The organism is Streptomyces sp. DG2A-72 (assembly GCF_030499575.1).
In the GTDB taxonomy this organism is placed as follows: domain Bacteria; phylum Actinomycetota; class Actinomycetes; order Streptomycetales; family Streptomycetaceae; genus Streptomyces.
This window is the reverse complement of record NZ_JASTLC010000001.1, coordinates 7,866,134-7,887,061: the sequence shown is the minus strand read 5'-3', so window position 1 is coordinate 7,887,061 and position 20,928 is coordinate 7,866,134. Positions and strand designations below refer to the sequence as shown.

The 20,928-nt window shown below is 70.4% G+C and carries 15 protein-coding genes; 3 read left to right on the top strand and 12 right to left on the bottom strand.

Going from position 1 to position 20,928, the window contains the following annotated elements:
* Window positions 1-115: 115 nt before the first annotated feature.
* The 7 genes from QQY66_RS37490 to QQY66_RS37460 form a co-directional block, all read right to left on the bottom strand.
* The gene (locus tag QQY66_RS37490) at window positions 116-1,012 is read right to left on the bottom strand and encodes a tyrosine-type recombinase/integrase (RefSeq protein ID WP_301984786.1); all 897 of its coding nucleotides are present in this window, start codon (window positions 1,010-1,012) and stop codon (window positions 116-118) included.
* A gap of 114 nt (window positions 1,013-1,126) precedes the next feature.
* Window positions 1,127-2,665, bottom strand: a complete 1,539-nt coding sequence (locus tag QQY66_RS37485; protein ID WP_301984785.1) for an RNA polymerase sigma factor — start codon at window positions 2,663-2,665, stop codon at window positions 1,127-1,129.
* A 428-nt stretch (window positions 2,666-3,093) separates the two neighbouring features.
* Window positions 3,094-3,981: a FadR/GntR family transcriptional regulator gene (locus tag QQY66_RS37480; RefSeq protein ID WP_301984784.1), complete on the bottom strand. Its 888-nt coding sequence runs from the start codon at window positions 3,979-3,981 to the stop codon at window positions 3,094-3,096.
* Window positions 3,982-4,144: 163 nt separating this feature from the next.
* The gene (locus QQY66_RS37475) at window positions 4,145-6,313 is read right to left on the bottom strand and encodes an ATP-binding cassette domain-containing protein (protein WP_301984783.1); all 2,169 of its coding nucleotides are present in this window, start codon (window positions 6,311-6,313) and stop codon (window positions 4,145-4,147) included.
* A gap of 112 nt (window positions 6,314-6,425) precedes the next feature.
* Window positions 6,426-7,184 (bottom strand): NUDIX hydrolase, encoded by a 759-nt coding sequence (locus tag QQY66_RS37470; RefSeq protein ID WP_301984782.1) that lies wholly within the window; start codon window positions 7,182-7,184, stop codon window positions 6,426-6,428.
* 131 nt (window positions 7,185-7,315) lie between these two features.
* Complete coding sequence (locus tag QQY66_RS37465) at window positions 7,316-9,490, bottom strand: glycogen debranching N-terminal domain-containing protein (protein ID WP_301984781.1); 2,175 nt, start codon at window positions 9,488-9,490, stop codon at window positions 7,316-7,318.
* Between the two features lie 269 nt (window positions 9,491-9,759).
* Window positions 9,760-11,430 (bottom strand): DUF4192 domain-containing protein, encoded by a 1,671-nt coding sequence (locus tag QQY66_RS37460; RefSeq protein ID WP_301984780.1) that lies wholly within the window; start codon window positions 11,428-11,430, stop codon window positions 9,760-9,762.
* 140 nt (window positions 11,431-11,570) lie between these two features.
* Between QQY66_RS37460 and QQY66_RS37455 the strand changes: the two genes are divergently transcribed.
* Together QQY66_RS37455 and QQY66_RS37450 are read left to right on the top strand one after the other, a co-directional pair.
* Complete coding sequence (locus tag QQY66_RS37455; RefSeq protein WP_301984779.1) at window positions 11,571-13,736, top strand: RecQ family ATP-dependent DNA helicase; 2,166 nt, start codon at window positions 11,571-11,573, stop codon at window positions 13,734-13,736.
* Between the two features lie 356 nt (window positions 13,737-14,092).
* Window positions 14,093-14,722 carry a hypothetical protein gene (locus QQY66_RS37450; protein WP_301984778.1) on the top strand — a complete coding sequence of 210 codons (630 nt, stop codon included), beginning with the start codon at window positions 14,093-14,095 and terminating at the stop codon, window positions 14,720-14,722.
* A gap of 425 nt (window positions 14,723-15,147) precedes the next feature.
* Here QQY66_RS37450 and QQY66_RS37445 read toward each other — a convergent pair whose 3' ends face one another.
* The 3 genes from QQY66_RS37445 to QQY66_RS37435 form a co-directional block, all read right to left on the bottom strand.
* Entirely contained in the window at window positions 15,148-15,783 is a 636-nt protein-coding gene (locus tag QQY66_RS37445; protein WP_301984777.1) for a hypothetical protein, read from the bottom strand.
* 68 nt (window positions 15,784-15,851) lie between these two features.
* Window positions 15,852-16,553, bottom strand: coding sequence for a ribonuclease HII (locus tag QQY66_RS37440; protein WP_301984775.1), 702 nt, complete (start codon window positions 16,551-16,553; stop codon window positions 15,852-15,854).
* 82 nt (window positions 16,554-16,635) lie between these two features.
* A complete protein-coding gene (locus tag QQY66_RS37435; RefSeq protein WP_301987629.1) occupies window positions 16,636-17,259 on the bottom strand; it encodes a TetR/AcrR family transcriptional regulator in 624 nt (207 codons plus the stop codon).
* A gap of 188 nt (window positions 17,260-17,447) precedes the next feature.
* Between QQY66_RS37435 and QQY66_RS37430 the strand changes: the two genes are divergently transcribed.
* On the top strand, window positions 17,448-18,995 hold the full coding sequence (locus QQY66_RS37430; RefSeq protein ID WP_301984773.1) for an MFS transporter: 1,548 nt from the start codon (window positions 17,448-17,450) through the stop codon (window positions 18,993-18,995).
* A 262-nt stretch (window positions 18,996-19,257) separates the two neighbouring features.
* Here the strand turns inward: QQY66_RS37430 and QQY66_RS37425 are convergent, their stop codons facing one another.
* Window positions 19,258-20,163: an ADP-ribosylglycohydrolase family protein gene (locus QQY66_RS37425; RefSeq protein WP_301984772.1), complete on the bottom strand. Its 906-nt coding sequence runs from the start codon at window positions 20,161-20,163 to the stop codon at window positions 19,258-19,260.
* Between the two features lie 12 nt (window positions 20,164-20,175).
* A complete protein-coding gene (locus QQY66_RS37420) occupies window positions 20,176-20,835 on the bottom strand; it encodes a histidine phosphatase family protein (RefSeq protein ID WP_301984771.1) in 660 nt (219 codons plus the stop codon).
* Window positions 20,836-20,928: the final 93 nt, after the last annotated feature.

Below are 20,928 nucleotides of genomic sequence, written 5' to 3'. Positions count from 1 at the left end.
AGTACGCCGCTCAGGCGCCGCTCCGGGTGGCTGCCCCGGCCGGTGCATACGAGGACCACGCCCGCTCCTTTCCACCCCTCGGGAAGTCGCCACGCTTCGGGAAGTCGCCGTGTACTCACAGCTCCCCCAGGTTGAGGCGCCGCGCCTCTTCCGCCGCACGGCGTTCGGACGTAGCGCGGGTATACCTGTCGATCATGTCGCGGCGCGACCATCCGGCCACAGCCATCAGCCCGCCCTCGGACCCCCCAGCCGCAAGCCAACGCCCGGCAGCGGTGTGCCGAAGCACGTGCGGGTGGAAGTCCGGGATGCCGGCCAGCTCCGCGCGATGTCGCAGCGCAACGTACAGGCCATCATAGGTGAAGCCCTTGCCCCGGTCGCCGAGCCACAGGGCTGGCGTCTGGGCGAGCCGATGCGTCCTGCGGGCCCGAAGGTACCGGTCGAGAGCTCGGGCGGCCTGCGGGCCGACAGGCACTGTACGGCCCTTTCCTCCCTTGCCCCGCCGCACGACTGCCGCTCCCCGCTTTAGGTCGATGTCAGCGACGCTCATGCCGACGATCTCCCCGGCTCGCGCCCCGGTCTCAGCCATAAATCGGACGATCGCCTCGTCGCGCCGATCGCGAAGATCATTGCCCTTGCAGGCCTTGATCAGCGCTCGGAGCTGGTCGTCATCCAGCTCCGGGACCACCTTGTGATCGAGCTTCGGCGGCTTCAGGTTCAGGAGCTGGTCGGTATCGATCTCACCCTCGTCGGCCAACCACGCACTGAAACGACGCACGGCCAGCTGCCGGGACCGCGCGGTGGACGCCTCCGCACCCCCATCCAGCACGGCGGAGACGAAGGCGTTGACCGTTGGCCGGTCGAGAACCGGGGCACGGCCTGCCCCCTCACACCACCGCAGGAAGGCGCGCACCCCGTCGCCGTAGGTCTTCAGGGTCTGCGCGCTTTTCCGCTCAGCGGCGAGGTGGAGGAGCCAGGAGTCGAGGAGTGATGCTATGTCCAGATATATGACCATGCCGAAAGCATATGACGACAAGAGGTGATATCTGGAGTAGCAGCGCTGCACTGGCATGCAAAAGCGCCCCAAACCTGCAAAGCAGCAGGTCAGGGGCGCCTCGGTGGATCTGACTCAGTCGAGGTAGTCGCGCAGCACCTGCGAACGGGACGGGTGGCGCAGCTTCGACATGGTCTTGGACTCGATCTGGCGGATGCGCTCGCGCGTGACGCCGTACACCTTGCCGATCTCGTCGAGGGTCTTCGGCTGACCGTCGGTGAGACCGAACCGCATGGAGACGACGCCCGCCTCGCGCTCGGACAGGGTGTCGAGGACGGAGTGCAGTTGCTCCTGGAGGAGCGTGAAGCTGACCGCGTCGGCCGGGACGACGGCCTCGGAGTCCTCGATGAGGTCACCGAACTCGCTGTCGCCGTCCTCGCCCAGCGGGGTGTGCAGCGAGATGGGCTCGCGGCCATACTTCTGGACCTCGATGACCTTCTCCGGGGTCATGTCGAGCTCCTTGGCCAGCTCCTCCGGGGTGGGCTCGCGGCCCAGGTCCTGGAGCATCTGGCGCTGCACGCGCGCGAGCTTGTTGATGACCTCGACCATGTGCACCGGGATACGGATGGTGCGGGCCTGGTCGGCCATCGCGCGGGTGATCGCCTGGCGGATCCACCAGGTGGCGTACGTGGAGAACTTGTAGCCCTTGGTGTAGTCGAACTTCTCGACCGCGCGGATCAGACCGAGGTTGCCCTCCTGGATGAGGTCCAGGAAGAGCATGCCACGGCCGGTGTAGCGCTTGGCCAGGGAGACCACCAGGCGGAGGTTGGCCTCCAGGAGGTGGTTCTTGGCGCGGCGGCCGTCCTCGGCGATGATCTCAAGCTCGCGCTTCAGCTTGGGGGCGAGTTTGTCGGCGTTGGCCAGCTTGTCCTCGGCGAACAGACCGGCCTCGATGCGCTTGGCGAGCTCGACCTCCTGCTCGGCGTTGAGCAGCGGGACCTTGCCGATCTGCTTGAGGTAGTCCTTGACGGGGTCGGCCGTGGCACCGGCCGCGGCGACCTGCTGCGCGGGCGCGTCGTCCTCGTCCTCGTCGGACAGCACGAACCCGGCACTCTCGCCGCCCTCGGGCTCCTCACCCGGCTTGGCGGCTTCCTCGAGGACTTCCTCTTCGCCCAGCTCGGCGTCGTCCTTCTTGGCGGCGGCCGTGGTCTTCTTGGCCGCCGTCTTCTTGGCGACGGTCTTCTTCGCGGCCGCCTTCTTGGCGGTCGTCTTCTTGGCAGCGGCCTTCGTCGCGGACGCCTCGTCCTCGACGGGCGGGTCGACGACAGGTGCCGTCGGCGTGGCGGTGGCGGTGGCCTTCTTGGCGGTCACCGTCTTCGCCGCGACCGTCTTGGTGGCGGTGCGCTTGGCCGGACTCTTCGCTGCGACGCTCTTACGGGTGCGCTTGGGCTCCGCGGCACTGACCATCAGCGTCACACCCTCTTCCTCGAGGATCTGGTTGAGGCTGCGCAGTACGTTCTTCCACTGAGTGGCCGGAATCTGGTCAGCTTCGAAGGCCCGACGCACGTCATCGCCGGCGATCTGCCCCTCAGCCTTTCCCCGCTCAATGAGCGCCATGACAGAGACGGACTCGGCGATCTCCGGCGGGAGCGTACGGGATGTGCTGGCCGACACGAACAACCTCTCGGAACGTTGGAAAACGGCTTCCGGCCCCGTCCACGGCGGACAGGAGCCGACCGCCGACTGGGGGATGAGCCGACGGTGCGGGCGGGGGCCGGGAAGATGCACAGCGCCTTGAACGGCGTCCGTATTCCCTCCGCGGCTGTCACCTCTTAGGTCATCGCACTGCTCCCACGAGCGTTACGCCCAATCTGCGTGGCCCGAGTCACACCCCGTAAGCACTCAAAAGCGATCAGACACGGACATAGGGGGTCACTCGTGCCTGTGACGGACCCATGCCGTGTGCCTTTCCGCCCGATTTCGCGCCGTCGGACCCCGCAGGAACCCGAGGGGTCCTGCGGGGTCCGACAGGGGGCGGTCCGCCGACCGGCATTGCCACAGGAGGGGGAGGCAATCCCGGTCCGCGCCGCCCGTGGTGCGCGTCAGTGCTCGCGCGGCGCGGGCACCACGCGCTCCACCTCGGGGTGGACGGTCAGCAATTGGCGCATCGCGGTCTCGGCGGCCGGGCCGTCACCGGTGGCGAGGGCGTCGACGATCCTGCCGTGATGCGCCAGCGACGTCTCGTTCGGCCTGTCACAACCCGTGACGGGGCCGCCGGAAACCTGGAGGGCGGCCGACACGATCCCGGAGAGGTGCTCCAGCATGCGGTTGCCCGCGACCTGGATGAGCAGGGAGTGGAACTCGGCGTCCGCGCGCGAGAAGGTGAGCGCGTCCCCTTGTCCCATGGCGTGGCCCATGATCTCGACCATGTCCGCGAGCCGCTGCTGGACGTCCTCGCGCCCGTGCCCGGCGGCGAGGCGCGCGGCCAGCGGCTCGATCGTCCAGCGCAGTTCGCTCAGCTCGCGTCGCTGGTCGTCGCGCTGCGGCCCGAAGGCGCGCCATTCGATGATGTCCGGGTCGAGGAGGTTCCAGTCACTGACGGGACGCACGCGCGTGCCGACGTTCGGGCGGGCGCTGACCAGGCCCTTGGCCTCCAGGACGCGGAGCGACTCACGGACGACGGTGCGGGAGACCTCGAAGCGCTGGCCGATCTCCTCGGGCACCAGCGGACGGTCGGCACCCAGATCGCCCGAGACGATCATCTGGCCGAGCTGCTGGACGAGTTGGCCGTGCAGCCCGCGTCCGCGGCTGCCGGCGGCGCGCCGACCCACCCGGCCCAGCTCCGGATCGGCGCCGTCCCAGGCGGGGGCCCCGACACGGTCGGCGGGGGGCGCCTCGGCGTAGGGATAGCGGTCGAGTTCGCCCGGGCCGGCGAGACCGGAGTCTGCGGAGCGGGCGGCGGTCATCATGGTGTGCGCAAGGGTACTCACGAAACCTTTGTCGGCGCCGTCTCCAACTCCCTTGAGGTCTTTGGTGAAAAGCACACGAAAGGGTGATCGCTCACCCCGTCGCAATTGACGCCTTATCGGAAAGAAATGGGCTTTCCCCGGGGGAGTTGTGTGCAGGGCGGGATCGGAAGGGCTCGGACGGTCGTCATCGGACCCTGCTGCGCAGGGTCGTGAGCAGATATGCGCAGAGCAGGACGGACAGTGACAACGCCAATGCGCCGCCCACGGGTTGACCGACCGTCCGGGCCGCTGCGGCCAGATATCGCTCTCCCCCGAAGGGCCACTGCATAAGGAGCACCTCGCGCAGCCGCATGGGAAAACCGGCCGCCGTTCGCACAGCCGGTCCCTCCAGGACCTTGTGTACGAGAGGTACGACGAGAATCGGTACGGAGACCAGGGCGGCGAGCCCGGCCGTGGTGGACCGGAAGATACCGGCGGCCAGCACACCGGCCCAGGCGCAGCCGACCACGAGACCGAGCCAACTCGCGCTCAGCGACAGCCAGTCGGCGGGAACTTGTGCGAGCTCCCGTCCGTATACGAGATAGAGCGCTTCGGCGTTGCAGCCGACCGTGAGGAAGGCCAGCAGCAGCGCCGTGGCCGCGGTGACGAGGAGTTTGGCGGCGAGCAGCCCCAGTCGGCGGGGCACGGTGCCGCGGTCCGCCGCCAGGGCGGGGTGGCGGAACTCGTCGCCGAAGGAGAGCGCGCCGAGCAGTCCCGCGCCGAGCGCCGCGGGCGGCAGCGGCAGCTCCTGCGGCCACGCGGCCAGCAGACGCGGCTGCGGAGTGTGCCCGATGCGGGCCAGGATTACGGCGATGAGGACGGACACAGCGAGTACGACGGCCCCGGCGATGAACCCCGTGCTGATGCCGGCGGCGCGGCGCAGCTCGTAGCGGAGCGGGCGGAGGGGACTGGGCGAGGGTCGGACGGAGATGGGGGGTGGCAGCGCGGGCGGGGCGTCGAGGATGCGGGCTTCGCCGGAACTGTGGGAGCGCGTTCGCGCGCGGCTGGGCGCGACGCGCGCGTCGTCGGAGACCTGCGCTGCCGCGGTCGTTTCGGTGGAGATCTGCGGCTCGTCGGCCGAGGGGGGTGACGCGTCGACAGGCTCGGAGGCGGCCTGCGGTGCGTCGACAGCTGCCCGGGGTGCGTCGTCTGCGTTCCGCGACGCGTCGAGAGGCGCCCGGGGCGCGCCCACGGCGCTCTTTGACGCATCGAGGGCAGGCCGGTGTGCGTCAGCGGAGTCCTGCGAGGCGTCGAGTGGCGCTCCCGGTGCGTCCCCGGTGTCGAGCGGCGCCGGCGACGCATCCCCGGCGTCCAGCGACGGCTCAGGCGGCGCCGGAGAGTTCTCGGTCTGCCGCGGCACGTCCGGTGCACGATCGGCCGCGACCAGGTGCGGTTGGCGGGGGGGTTGCGGTTCCTGTGCGGGTACGGCCGCCGCACCGGCCCCCATGTCCCCGATCTCATCGGCGAGTTGATGTACGAGGATGCCGTGGCGGAACGCGGTCTCGCCGACGTCGGCGCAGGTACTGCCGTACACGGAGAGCCGGTTGCCTCCCTCGCGCACGACCTCGACGGAGCGCTGCCCGGTGCGGGCCTCCTTGGTGAGCAGGGCTGCGAGGCGTGCGGCGTGCGGGCTGCGGACGGCGACCCGGGGGCGGAGCCGGGTGCGGGCGAACTCGGCGGCCTCCTGGTCTGCGACGAGCCTGCCCTGCTCCAGCGTGACGACGCGGTCGGCGGTGCGCGCGGCTTCCTTGGGGTCGGCAGTGGTGTGCAGGACCGTGCCCCCCTGGGAGGCGTGCGCGCGCAGCATGGCGTGCAGCCAACGGATCTCGCGGGCGGTGAGGCCGTCGGCGGGGTCGTCGAGCACGAGCGTGTGCGGGTCGGAGAGCAGGGCACAGGCGAGGCCGAGGCGGCGGTCCATGCCGCGCGAGAGGGTGCCGAGACGCTCGTCACGCAGGCTGACCAGGCCGACCACCTCAAGGACCTCGTCGGCGCGGCGCACGGGAAGGCCCGCGGCGGCACACAGCATGCGAAGGTGCCCTCGTACGGTCCGGGCGGGGTGTCCGGGGACGTCGCCGAGGAGTACGCCGACCTCACGCGAGGGATGGGCGATGCGGTGCAGGGGGCGGCCCCTGAAGTAGGTGATTCCGCGGCCCTGTTGAAGTTCGAGCATCAGTCTGAGCGCCGTCGTCTTACCTGCCCCCGACGCGCCGAGCAGCGCGGTGACGTGGCCCGCGCGCGCCTCGAAGGTGACGTCGTCGACGGCGGGCGGAAGCTCCTTGCGGGGGTTGCTGGTCAATCCGAAGACCTCGATCACCCGCAGCAAGATAGCGCGCCATGTCCGATTTTACGGGCATGCCACAGCCTGCCGACCGGCGATGGTCGGACGGATCGGACTTCCGTCCACCCTTCAATTCCGGTGCCCGGCGTCACACCTCGGGGCGCAGCATCGGAGGGTTGAGCAGCGTGGCGCCGCCGGCCCGGAAGAGCTGGGCCGGGCGACCGCCCTGGCGTGTGGTGGTGCCGCCGGTGGGAACGAGGAACCCTGGTGTGCCCGTCACCTTGCGGTGGAAGTTGCGCGGGTCGAGCGCGACGCCCCACACCGCCTCGTAGACACGGCGCAGCTCGCCGACGGTGAACTCGGTGGGGCAGAACGCCGTGGCCAGGGAGGAGTACTCGATCTTGGATCGGGCGCGCTCCACCCCGTCCGAAAGGATCTGTGCGTGGTCGAAGGCGAGCGGCGCCACGGGTTCGCCGTCGCGGCCGTAGCCGCTCTGCTGCAGCAGTTCCTCGACCGGCGCCCAGCGGGCATTGCTGGCGTCGCCGCCCGCTCGGGGGGCCGGCAGGTCGGGGGCGAGCGCCAGGTGCGCGACGCTGACCACCCGCATCCGGGGATCCCGCTTGGGGTCGCCGTACGTCGCGAGCTGCTCGAGGTGGGCGCCGTTGTCCTGGACGGGGACAGCCGGATCATGGGCGCGCAGCCCGGTCTCCTCGGCCAGCTCGCGGGCTGCCGCCTGCGCCAGGTCCTCGTCGGCCCGTACGAAGCCTCCAGGGAGCGCCCAGCGTCCCTGGAACGGCGGTTCGCCCCTGCGTACCGCCAGCGCGCACAGGGCATGACGGCGCACGGTCAGCACGACCAGGTCCACGGTGACGGCGAAGGGCGGAAAGGCTGACGGGTCGTAGGGCATGCGGCGATCATAGTCGTCTGCCTGACGATAAACACTCCCTTCGTCGGCCGCATCGATTGCTGATCCACTTTGGCTCGGTATGGGTTTCACCCTGCTCTCCCGGCAGTCGCGCGGTGCCGCGGCATACGAGGTCACCCTCCCAATTGCAGCTGGTCGGCCGCCTCCTCGACCATGGCGAGGCCGAGTCTGCTGACCCGTACGGAGAAGGGGGCGTCCGCCACACGCAGTCCGGTCAGGACGACCTCTCCCAGGGGTGCGCTGCCCATGGGGCGCAGCGTGACCGTGCCGGCGGGTGCGTCGGGGCGGATGCCGGCGAGGGTGGTCAGCAGCAGCACACCGGCAGCCGCGGCCGTGGCAGCCGGGCGGCAGGCTGCGGGGTGCGGGAGGGGGGCGCTCCCGTCGGTGCGCTGCTCCCCCGCGTACATCTCGGGCAGGCGGTGGCCGAAGGTCTCGGCCGCGGACAGTACGCCCCGCAACAGGGCTCCCGCTTCCTTCTCGTACCCGGCCACGGTCAGCCCCGCCACAGCGACGGCCGTCTCCTGGACGCGCACGGCCCCGGTACGGTGGCCGAACGAGTTGTACCCCGGCTCCTTCGCGCCCAGCCCGCGCAGACCCCAGCCCGAGTCCATGGCCGGGCCCCCGAGCAGCCGGGCGAGCTGTTCGGTCTGCACCTTGTCGAGCAGTCCGGCTGCCTGCCGACCTCCGCCGCTCAGGCCGGTGTCGAGGAGGTGGACGGCGGACGCGCCCAGGTGCGGCACGAGTCGGCCGTCCGGGGTACGCGCGGCTGCCGGGCGGCCGCCGCCCAGGTCGTCGACCCAGAAATCCGACCGGAACGCCGTCCGCAAGGCCTCGGCCCACTGTCTCAGCCCCGCCCCGCCCGGTCTGCCGGAGTCGTCGAGCAGATCGGCGCCGAGCAGTGCGGCGCGGTGGGCGTACGCCTGTGTCTCGCAGCGGAAGGGCCCGCCAGGGTACGGGTCGCGTAGATACGTGCCGTCGCCCACCGTGGTGCGCAGCCAGGTCAGACAGCGGTCGGCCGCCGGGAGCAGTTCCTGTGTCTCGTGTTCGGACAGGCCCCAGCGGCGGGCCTCGGCCAGGAGCACGGGGAAGAGGAGCGTGGCCTCCGTGCCCGTACAGGCCGGCGGCAGATGAGGGCCCGCGTCCCGTCGTGGGCCCGGGATCATGCCGAAACGGGTGCCCGGGCCGTCGAGTTGGGTGCGGGCGAGGGTGCGCAGTGTGCCCGCGGCCAGCCGGGTGCCGAGGGGCAGCGTCATTCGGGCGGCGGCCAGTGCCTCCGCCGGAGCAAGTCCACAGCGCCACGGCACGCCGGCGGCCAGGTGCGTGTCCACTGGGTGGGCGGGGTCGCGCAGCAGCAGGGACTGGAGGTCCTCGATGCTCGTGCGCAGGAGTGCCTGTACTCCGGGGTTGTCTCCCGCCGCCCGGGCGGGAGACAGGGGGTTCGTTGCCGCGCGGCCCACGGCCCGGAGGGGCCCCGCTCCGTCGGGTCGTACCCGCAGCTCCACGCTCGTGCTGCCGCCCGGGGGCAGTTCGAGTTCCCAGCGCAGCAGCCCTGCGGAGGCCAGTGCATCGTGCGGCGGCGGGTCGGCCGTGACCGAGGACCTCCCGGTGGCGCAGGACCAGCGCAGCCCGGAGTCGTGGACGCTGGCCGGCAGTTCGTGCCCCGAGTTGCCGCTCGCGATCGTGGCCAGGTCGGCCAGATCCGTGCCGAGGGCCACCTCGACGGACAGGCGCAGTGGACGGAGCGCCGCACTGTGCAAGGTGATCCGCTCCGTACCGTCCGCGCCGCGGATGCGCTCGACGACGACGTCCGGGTCCGGACCGGTGTGGGCGGACGTGCGCAGGGTGCCCACGAACCGGGCGGTGTCGGCCGCGGTCATCCTGGCCTGCACCGCGAGTGGCTCGCGGCCGGCCACCCGAACCTGGCAACGGGAGAGCACACGCCGGCCCGCGCGGTAGAAGCCCTCCAGCCCGCGACCGGTCAGCTGCCCCTGTTCCGTGGAGATGGCGAAACCGGGGAGCGCGACGCAGACCAGAGCGGTGTGGGCGGGCGGCAGGTCCAGGGGCCTTGCCGGGGTCGGCAGTGGGGCGGCGCGAGACGGGATCGTGGCGGGACCGCGTGCCTGAGCCTGGGGCCGGGACGGTGCCCAGCCATGAGAACCGCTCGGGAACCCGGACCTGCGGGCGCCGGCACTGTCCGCGAACGACGGTGGACCAGCGCCCGGAGCGGACCCGCCGTGCGTGCGGCGCTCGTCGTCGACAACGGTGGCGGGCGGAGTCGGCTGATGCATGGGCGGCTCCTTCTGCGCTCTGTGCTCCTCGGGCGTGTTGGCGCCGTGCTGGATGCGTCCGGAGTGACACGGGTGGTGCGGCGGCCATGCGCGTCCAGGCGTTCCGCCACTCAGGTGAACGGCATGGGGCTATTCGGGGTAACGCCCTCGGCAGGGCGACTGGAGCGAGTGATGGCGGACTGGGCCGCCCACGGCAAACTGCCCCGGTTGTCGAACCGTCCTCACTCCGCTGCTGCCGTCCGTCCGAGTGCAGCCACCCGTGCTTCCGCTCACGTGTCTCCCTCTTGGCTGTCGCCCTCGGCACGCAGGTCTCCCGGATTGCCGGTGCCATGGGCCGTTCCCTTGGCTGAGGCACGCGTGCGCGTGCCGCCCGCACGAGCAGCCACCTGGCGCGTAACCCCCGCAGCCGTCGTGCGCGGCCGGGAGGGCTTCGGCCTCGGCTCTCGCGCCTTGGGCTTCGCGGAGCGAGGTGAGTCGTCGCTTGCACTCGCAGGCCTTGCACGGCGTCGGCGGCGTGAGGCTGACGCCGATGTGGGAGCGGCGCACGGGTCCGGCTCGGCGGCCTCGCTCAGCGCCGGCTCCTGCGTGACCTCCGCGCTGCCGGCTCGCATCGGCTCACGACCATCGCGTTCCGCACGCAGGCAGCGGCGGATCGACTCCGGGTCCAGCCCCTCGTTGCAGGCCTGGTGCAGCAGACGGGCGAAGAGGTAACCGGGGTCCGCGCCGAGCGCCATCGCGAGGGCTTCCCTGGCCTCGAGGTCGTCGCCCGTCGACCAGGCGACCCACCCGGCAAGCGTGAGCGGCGCCGCGGCATGTTCGCTGTACGGGCCGACGCAGCGGCGGGCCAGGGCTCGCCAGAGGCGCAGCGCCGGACCGGACTCGTCGCCCTCCATCCACTCGGCCGCTCGATCACGCGTCGTACGGTCCTGCAGGCCGAGAATCAGCGTCGCGGCTTCGTCGTGTCCGAGCAGTCCGTCGTCGCGCAGGTCGGCCATGACCGTGCCGGACACGGACGGGGCTTCGGCCAGACGGCTCATGACCTGCCGGGCAAGATCGAGCGTCTCCTGGGCCACACCCGCCCTGCTCTCGTCGTCGAGGATTCGGGGGACGAGGCTCATACCGGCGGCGTCCAGAGCAACCTCCTGCTCCAGAGCGGCCGCCGTTTCCCAGGGCAGGAGCCTGGCCCGCAGTTCGCGCAGGGAGCCGCGTACCTGGAGGCCCGCATATGTGGCAGCGGCGGCCAGCACGGAGGTCCCTGGCAGGCCCATGGGCGTGCCTTCAGGCGGGCAGCATCGCCTGTTCACGCAGCAGTACGACCAGAAGCGACCGTCCGAGATGCACAGTGCCTCGATCACCGGCACATCCAGCAGACCGCACTCGACGCGCAGACGTTGAGCCAGCGGCTGCAGGCGTTCCATGACCTGGCGGCCGGATTCCCCGTTCGCCGGTTCCTGGCAGACGTAGGCGACCAACTGTTCCGGGCGGGCGCCCCGGCGCTCGCTGCCCGTCACCAGCCCGTGGGCCAGCTGCCGGGCCGCGGACGGCCAGTCGTCCGGGTTCGCGGGAATGCCGAGTCGGGCCCGGCCGCCGAAGCGTCCGCGGCCGCCCCTGTCGTGGAGGGCGACCAGGACGACGCTGTCCTCTGGGCGGTAGCCGAGCAGATACGGCAGGGCGTCGGCCAGTTCGGCCGGGGTGCGGAGGGTGACCTGGTGCTCGCCGGGATGGCCGTCGCACAGGTCGGGTGGGTTGTGCGCGTCAGGGGCGCTGTACGCCTCAGGTGCGTTGCACCCGTCAGGGCCGTGGGGGCCGCGGGTCTGGCCGGGGCCGAAGGGATCGTGTCCTCCGCCGGGCTCGTCCCTCGCGCCGTGCGCATCGAGCCCCTCATGCCCGGCCATGTCCTCGTTTTCAGGAGATCCAGTCGCTTCGCTGTGATTCGTCATGCGCCGACCATCTCCCGGATTGCAGGCCTCCGCTTCGGCCTGTGGATAAGTCCGGCCAGGGACACGTCAATCCGGTCGGACAGACCCTCATCGTCCACAGCCGCCCCGGATTGTCAGCGCCGTCCTGTTGTATGGGACGCATGGAGCACACGAGCAACGCGGATCTCCGGGCGGCCGCCGACGCGGTCCTCGCCCGCCTCGTCGGGGACGCCACAGGCGCGGCCAGGCTGCGCGAGGACCAGTGGCGGGCGATCGAGGCGTTGGTGGCGGACAGACGCCGGGCCCTCGTCGTCCAGCGCACGGGGTGGGGCAAGTCGGCGGTGTACTTCGTCGCTACCTCGTTGCTCCGCGCCCGGGGCAGCGGCCCCACCGTGATCGTCTCCCCGCTGCTCGCGCTGATGCGCAACCAGGTCGAGGCCGCGGCCCGTGCCGGTATCCACGCGCGGACCATCAACTCCTCCAACACCGAGGAATGGGACATGGTCCAGAGCGAGATCGCCGCGGGCGAGGTCGATGTCCTGCTGGTCAGCCCGGAGCGGCTCAACAACCCGGACTTCCGCGACCAGGTGCTGCCCAAACTCGCCGCCGCGACCGGACTCCTCGTGGTCGACGAGGCGCACTGCATCTCCGACTGGGGTCACGACTTCCGCCCGGACTACCGACGGCTTCGCACGATGCTGATGGACCTCCCGCTCGGTGTGCCGGTGCTCGCGACCACGGCCACCGCCAACGCCCGTGTGACCGCCGACGTCGCCGAACAACTCGGCACCGGGGGCACGTCGGACGCCCTGGTGCTGCGCGGGCCGCTGGACCGGGAGAGCCTGAGCCTGAGCGTGCTCCGGCTGCCGGATGCCGCGCACCGGATGGCCTGGCTCGCCGACCACATCGACGAGTTGCCGGGCTCCGGAATCATCTACACGCTCACCGTGGCCGCCGCCGAGGAGGTCACCGCCTTCCTGCGACAGCGCGGACACACCGTCGCCCCGTACACGGGCAGGACGGAGAACGCCGACCGGCAGCAGGCCGAGGAGGACCTGATCGCCAACCGGGTCAAGGCGCTGGTCGCCACCTCCGCGCTCGGCATGGGCTTCGACAAGCCCGACCTCGGATTCGTGGTGCACCTGGGCTCGCCCTCGTCGCCCATCGCCTACTACCAGCAGGTGGGCCGAGCGGGACGCGGCGTCGAGCACGCCGAAGTACTCCTGCTCCCGGGCAAGGAGGACGAGGCGATCTGGGAGTACTTCGCCTCGCTCGCCTTCCCGTCGGAGGACCTGGTGCGGCGCACGCTCGACGTCCTCGCGCGTGCGGAGCGCCCTCTTTCGCTGCCCGCTCTGGAGCCGTTGGTGGAGCTGCGCCGGTCCCGCCTGGAGACCATGCTCAAGGTCCTCGACGTGGACGGGGCGGTCAAGCGGGTCAAGGGCGGCTGGATCGCGACCGGGCAGCCGTGGACGTACGAGGCGGAGCGGTACGACTGGGTGGCCCGACAGCGCAAGGCCGAACAGCAGGCGATGCGTGAGTACGCGTCGGCGACAGGCTGCCGTATGGAGTTCCTGCAACGCCAGCTGGACGACGAAGGGGCAAAGCCCTGCGGACGCTGCGACAACTGCGCGGGCGCGCGCTTCACCGCCGACATGTCCCCGGCCGCTCTGGACGCCGCGCGCGACGACCTCGGCCGGGCGGGTGTCGAGGTGGAACCGCGCAGGATGTGGCCGACCGGGCTGCCGACGATCGGCGTCGATCTCAAGGGCCGCATTCCCGTCGGTGAGCAGGCCGCGCCCGGCAGGGCTCTCGGACGGCTGTCGGACATCGGCTGGGGCAACCGACTCCGGCCGATGCTGGCCCCGCACGCCTCGGACGCCCCGGTACCGGACGACGTGGCAAAGGCTGTCGTCGGCGTGCTGGCCGACTGGGCCAAGGGGCCCGGCGGCTGGGCCCCCGGGGCGACGGATGCCCAGGCGCGTCCCGTCGGTGTCGTCACCATGGCCTCGCGCTCCCGGCCGCAACTGATCAACTCCCTCGGCGTACGCATCTCGGAGGTGGGCCGACTGCCACTGCTGGGCTCCGTCGAGTACACGGGCGACGGGTATCAGGTATCACGGAGCAACAGCGCCCAGCGGCTCAAGGCACTCGACGGCGTGCTGACGGTGCCACCGGCCCTCGCCTCTGCCCTGTCCGGCATCGGGGGTCCCGTCCTCCTGGTGGACGACTTCACCGAGACCGGTTGGACACTCGCGGTCGCAGCCCGCATGCTCCGGCGTGCCGGCGCCCAGGGAGTGCTACCGCTGGTCCTGGCAGTCCAGGGTTGATCACATCCATCGTGACGGGCAGCTCCATGCACGCGTGCACTGGCGGGAACGGTGGCCCCTCGCGAGCCGCTCCGCCAGGCAGGCCGATTACCTGGCCCCTCTCTCAAAACGGCGTCCGCCCCTGAGGCAAGGTCGCACCATGCGTCGCAGATGAGACACCTGGTGGGGATATAAACCACGCACCATCAGATATCGGTCGGTGGCCCCAATTGCTCGTTGCCGCATCCACGTTCGACAGGAAGAATTGAGGTCCGCTCCCGCACGGCTCGCCGTGATCCGGCAGGGCTCCGCTGCGGTGTGCGCTCCCCCGAATCCGACCCCGCCCGCAGTGTGGGCGCGTAGCCGAAGGGAGGACCGTGACCTTCGGATTCGCTCCGTCCCCCGCGGCATCCACGTCGTCCGACCTGTCCGCCGCGTCCGCCAACCCTATGGCCCGCATGCTCGAACCCGCGGAGTGGGCCGCGGCCGGCATCCCCCTCCTGCGCAACCCACGGGAAGTTGTCAGCGGGCTGCATTCCCGGCACCACCCCCGGCCGGCGACCGCCATCGTGGCCGTCCTCGACCCGGACGAACGGCTCTGCGCCAGCGCCTCCTTCGCCCGCCGCCCGGCCCCGGCCGACGGCTGGATGTTCCGCAACGTCCTGCTCGCCCAACTGCGTCGGGTCATCCCCCACGACCTGCGGCGCCGCACGCCGGTGCGCACCGCAGTGCTGCTGTACTGCCGTGAGGGCGACGCGCGTTGGACGCAGGAGGACGGCGCATGGATGTGGGGGCTGCGTGACGCCTGCACTCTGCACGGGCTGCGCTGCGGGGCGTACATCACGCTGACCCGTGACGGCTGGCAGGTACTCGGCGAGGGCCGCGGCGGACGCCGACCCAGCGCAGATTCCACCCCGGAACCCTTCGCCACGTCCGAGGTGCCACCGCCGAAGCCGCAGACCGGCGGAGCAGCCTCGGACGTCCTGCGCCGCGCGGCGGCTCGCTGAGTGCGCGGTTCCCTGAGGAAACACTGACGGAACCTGACGGAACGCTTCGGCGGAGCCGAGATCGGTACGCTCCAGCCTCGACCCCACCGAATGCCCCGGGCCCGACCGCACGCCGCGCCATGTACGGCCCCACCCAGGGCGTGCAGGACAAGCCCGCAGAGCTCATACGACGGCCAGGATCACGCGCGGCCCGCGACCGCCCTACCCCTACCGGAGTCGACGCCCCGGGACACGAGCCGCACCGTCGTCCGCCCTGCCACGCCCGTCTCACGCCGCGGCACGAAAGCGGATCGACCGTCTCGAACAAGCGGCACACGTGCCCCACGAGCCCCACTCACCCGTGCACGCCAAACCCTCCACCGTGCAAACACCGCCGCGGCGACATCACCATCGCCCCGCCATCCCCCGGAGGTTGGGGAATGGGCTCAGACGCCCGCGCCCAGCACCGAGTTGATCTGCTGCGGGTCGCCGCAGACGATCAACAGTGCGCCGGCCCGGGTGAGGGCCAGGGGGAGAGCGGTGGCGGCAGCGGCATCCGGGCCGCCGTTGACGGCGACGACGACCACCGGACGCGAGACTGCACGGCTCGCGACGGCGGCGTCCGCATAGAAGACGTCGTCACCGGAGTCATGCTGCGCCCAATAGGCGGCTTCACCGAAGGACAGCTCGTGAGCGGCCCATGGATGCTGTTCGCCGGTGGTGATCACCAGCACGTCACTGGGGGCGCGACCCGAGTCCAGCAGCAGATCCACGGCCTCCTCGGCGGCGTCGAGGGCGCCTTCCGCCGAGGCCGGGATCAGCTGGATCTGCGGAGTCGCCGGGGCCGCATCGGAGGCGGCATGGGCGGCCGGGCCCGACGGTCCGGGCTTGGCCACGTCTCGCGGCGTACGTTGCACCGGCGGCGTGGGCCTGAGGGGCCCAGGACGACCGGGACGCGACGGAGCCGCGGGGCGGGGGCCGGGTACAGGACGAGGGGTCGGCGCGGTACGGCCACTGGCCGGAGTGGCACGGGGACCCTGGGCACTCTCGTGAATCTGAGGCTCCTCGGGAATGAGAGGCATGAGCTGATGTTTATCAAACGTTGGTACGGCTCGCGTCGGCGGGTGGCACATCCGTGCGAGCGGAATCGTCAGAAGTCGAAGCCGAGCTGCCCCTCGATCTCCGGAACGCTTCCGTCCACCCAGTTGCGGACCTTCTTGAGGTGCCGCCACTGGGGCAGCGCATCAAGATACGCCCACGACAACCGGTGGTACGGGGTGGGTCCCCGCTCCTCCAGCGCGGCCTTGTGCACGGGCGACGGGTACCCGGCATTGTCCGCAAAACCGAAGTCTGCATGGTCGATACCCAGTTCGGCCATCATTTTGTCGCGCTGAACCTTGGCGATCACCGAGGCCGCCGCAACCGCCACACAGGACTGGTCCCCCTTGATCACCGTGCGAACCTTCCAGGGCGCGCCAAGATAGTCGTGCTTCCCGTCGAGAATCACGGCTTCGGGACGGACCGGCAGGTTCTCCAGCGCGCGCAGCGCCGCCAGGCGTAGCGCTGCCGTCATGCCCAGTTCGTCGATCTCCTCAGGAGAGGCGTGCCCCAGGGAATACGACGTCACCCACTTGAGGAGCACCTCGGCAAGTGCGGCACGGCGCTTGACGGTGAGCAGCTTGGAGTCGGTGAGGCCTTCGGGGGGCCGCCGCAGTCCGGTGATCGCGGCGCAGACGGTGACGGGGCCGGCCCACGCGCCGCGCCCCACCTCGTCGACACCGGCAATGACCTTCGCTCCGGTCGTGGCGCGAAGGGAGCGCTCGACGGTGTGAGTAGGTGGTTCGTACGGCATGGCGCCCTTAGCCTACGCCGCCCGGATCCCCCGGCGACACCCTGGTTCACGCGGGCGACTTCGCCATCCGCGAACCTCGCAGTCAGAGCCCGTACGGCCGCAGCAGCGGGACCATCAGCTGGTCGACCATCTCCTCGATCTCATGATCATTCCATTCGCTTGCGCACATCTTCGATCGGTACATCATCATCGCCGGGATGGCGTCGACGACGTATCCGTTGGCCGCGTCGGCCCGCACCTCGCCTCGATCGATTCCACGGTCGATGACCTCTCGAAGCAACTGGATGGTCGGTTCCACGACACCCTTGATGATCACCCCGTGGAAGCGCTCCGCCTGAATGTTGTCGCATTCGTGAATCACCGAACGCAAGGCGAAACCGGGCCGCGAGTACATCGCGTCGCGCGCCTGGCGACACAGCTGCAGCAGATCGTCGCGCACGCTCCCGAGGTTGGGCGCCGCCTCGAAGCTCGGCAGCCCGGCCCTCAGCGCATCCGCGACGAGATCCTCCTTGGACGGCCAGCGACGGTAGACCGCGGCCTTTCCGGTCTGGGCGCCCGCGGCGACACCCTCCATCGTGAGGCCGTTCCAGCCGACCGTACTGAGCTGATCCAACGTGGCGTCGAGGATTGCTCGTTCGAGCACGGCGCCGCGCCGGCGGAAGGAAGCCGTCTGAGCGGGGGCGGCCGTCCAGCGCGAAGTAACCATCTGATCGTCTCCAACGAACAGCGGAAGCGATGATTCCGGAGAAGGGGGGACATGCCGCGCGGCATCAAAGGGGGAAACGCCTCGCGACACAAAGCTAAGTGAACGCTTGCGTTCACTGTCGGGGACTCACTACGGTTGCCGCAACAGTGAACGCGAGCGTTCACTAAGGCATTTGTGGGGGACCCATAGTGACAACCTCTCAGTTGATCAAGGATCGGAAGCCAGGTGCGGCACGCCGGGAAGGACATCCCGGTATCGCGCTCACCGTCATCGCGGCCTGCCAACTCATGGTGGTACTCGACGCGACGATTGTGAACATCGCTCTCCCGCACATTCAAGACGCACTCAAGTTCAGCACCACCGACCTCACGTGGGTGGTCAGCTCCTACACGCTCACCTTCGGCGGCCTGCTGCTGCTCGGCGGCCGGGCCGGAGACATCCTCGGCCGCCGCCGAGTGTTCATGACCGGCATCCTGCTGTTCACCTTCGCCTCGCTGCTCGGCGGACTCGCCCAGGAACCCTGGCAGTTGCTGGCCGCGCGCGCCCTTCAGGGCGTGGGTGGCGCGATTGCGTCGCCGACCTCGCTGGCGCTCATCACCACCACGTTCCCCGAAGGCCCGGAACGGAACCGGGCGTTCGGAGTCTTCGCCGCCGTCTCCGCGGGCGGCGGTGCCGTCGGTCTGCTCGCCGGCGGCATGCTCACCGAGTGGCTCGACTGGCGGTGGGTGCTCTTCGTCAACGTACCGATCGGCGTTTTGATCGCTGTCCTCACGCCGTTGTACATCAGCGAGTCCGAACGGCACCCCGGGCGCTTCGACATTGCCGGCGCGCTCACGTCGACGCTCGGCATGGCAGCGCTCGTCTACGGGTTCATCAGTGCGGCCGACGAGGGCTGGCGGGACAGCATGACGCTCGGCTCCTTCGGCGCCGCGGTGGTCCTGCTGCTTGCCTTCGCCTTCGTCGAGACCCGGGCCGCGGACCCGATCACCCCGCTGCGCATGTTCACCGACCGCAATCGCTCGGGCACGTACGTGATCATGCTGAGCCTGGCAGCGGCGATGTTCGGCATGTTCTTCTACATCGTGCTGTTCGTGCAGAACGTGCTGGGGTACAGCCCGATCGCGGCCGGTGTGGCCTTCCTGCCGGTGACAGTGGTGATCGCGATCGGCGCGGGACTGTCGCAGCGGTTCCTGCCGGTGCTCGGCCCCAAGCCGTTCATGCTCGTCGGCTCGGCGCTCGCCGTGATCGGCCTGGTCTGGCAGACCTTGATCAGCTCCGACAGCTCGTATGTCGGCGGGGTGCTCGGGCCGATGCTGGTGTTCGGCTTCGGCATGGGCCTGAACTTCGTCACCCTGACGGTCACCGCGGTGTCCGGCGTCGCCCAGCACGAGGCGGGTGCGGCCTCCGGACTGCTCAACGCCACGCAGCAGGTGGGCGGTTCGCTGGGCCTGTCCATCCTGACGACGGTGTTCGGCTCGGCCAGCAAGGACGAGGCGGAGAAGCAGCTGCCGAAGTTCATGGCCGACGGTTCGGCCGAGCAGAAGGCCGAGTTCGCCAAGACGCAGCAGCTGCCCGCGCCCTGGGGGCACGACGTGCTCACCCATGGTATTTCGATGGGCTTCGTCGCGGCAGCGTCGATGGCCGTACTGGCGCTGATCACCGCGTGGTTGGTGATCCGGGTCCGCAAGAGCGACCTGGAAGCCCTCGCAGGTACCTCGGGCCCGATGGCCGGCTGACCCGGCCCGGCCCGCACCGGGCACGATGTCAGGGGGCGCGATGTCGCGCCCCCTGACGGCACGTGAACGCCAGGGCATCACGGCCGCCGCGACAAGCAGCGTGAACAGCAGCGCCAAGAACTCCACGACCACCCCACCACCCCTCGCGTGCCATCTGCATGCGCCGGCTCATGCGTCGCACAGCAACTGCCACGACAACGAGCACGCGTTTACGCAGAGTTCCCGACATGCACAGAGAGTTTGCACCGGCATCTTCGAGGCGCTACGCCGACGTGGGCATCCACTCCGGCAGCGCTTCCGTCCGCTCCACCCAGGCGCCGGGCGACGTCCCCGCCTTCCCGGCGGCGATCACCCCGCCCACGATCGCGCAGGTCGTGTCCACGTCCCCGCCGACCTGGGCGGTGGTCCAGAACGCCTCCTCGTAGTCACCGAGGGCACGCGCGGCGGACCAGAGTGCGAACGGCACGGTGTCGTGCGCCGTCGTACGCCGCCCACAACCCAGCACCGCTGCCACCGTGGCCGCGTCGGCGTAGTCGAGCATGTCGCGGGCGCGCCGCAAGCCGGCTCCGACAGCGCTCTTGGGAACGAGCGCGATGACGCCGTCCAGGAGTACCTCGGCACTGGGCGGGCCGCCGGGGGCCGCGGCCATGGAGGCGGCAGCGGCGACGGCCATGGCGCCGACCACGGCCTCACGGTGCTGGTGCGTGGGGTACGCCGAGATCTCGGCCTGGTGGGTCGCCTGTTCCGGGTCGTCCGCGTACCAGGCGCCAAGAGGGGCGATCCGCATCGCTGCGCCGTTCCCCCAGGACCCCTGTCCGTTGAAGAGCGCAGCCGCGAGCTCACGCCAGTCGCCGCCCTCACGGACCAGCCGCAGTAGACGGTTGACCGCCGGACCATATCCGCGGTCGAAGTCGTGGTGCTCGGCGAAGGAGCGGGCCAGGGCGTCCTGGTCGATGCGGTGGTGGGCGGCGAGGACGGCCACGACGGAGCACGCCATCTCCGTGTCGTCCGTCCACTGCCAGGGAGCCTGTGGCAGCTCGCGGCGCTTCAGCAGCGGGTAGTTCACCGGCACGAAGAACTGCGAGCCCAGGGCATCCCCGACCGCGAGTCCACGCAGGCTGGCCAGGGCGCGGTCCAGGCGCCCGTCGGGAGAGGAGTCAGCGGTCATCGCTCTGCCACTCTATCCGGTGATCCCATACGGTTCCGGATCTCGCCAGCGCTCGAACGGCCGGTCGAGCGAGTACTTGCCGTCCTCCCCGAGAACGAGCATCCGCATTTCCGCGTTCCCCGGATTCGACAGCGACTCGAATTCCGCGACCGTCCAGTGGAACCAGCGCATACAGAACAGCCGCATCGCCAGGCCATGAGTGACCAGCAGCACGTTCGGCGGATGGTCGGGGGCCTCGAAGCTGCGGTACAGGCTCTCCAGGAAGCCGCCGACCCGGTCGTACACATCCGCCCCGGACTCGCCCTGGGCGAAGCGGTAGAAGAAGTGACCGTACGCGTCCCGGTAGGCCTTCTGGAGTTGGACGTCGTCCCGGTCCTGCCAGTTGCCCCAGTCCTGTTCGCGCAGCCGGGGTTCCTCGCGCACGCGGACAAGCTCGGGGTCGAGGTGGAAGGCGCGGAACGTCTCGTGCGTACGGCGGTACGGGGAGACGTACACGCTGATGCGCTCGCGGCCGAACACCTCGCGCAGCCGTTTTCCCGTCTCCTCGGCCTGCCGCCAGCCCCGCTCGGTCAGCGCCAGGGCATGGTCGGGCTCACGTTCGTACACGGTGTCATCAACATTGCCGGTTGACTCACCATGCCGGACAAGGACGATGCGCCGTGGTCGTGCCATGCCAAAACCCTAGATCGAGTGACGGCCCATCGAGCACTCGTACGGGCTCCATACAGCGTAGGTCACACATTTCTTGCACCATGGGCCACACTG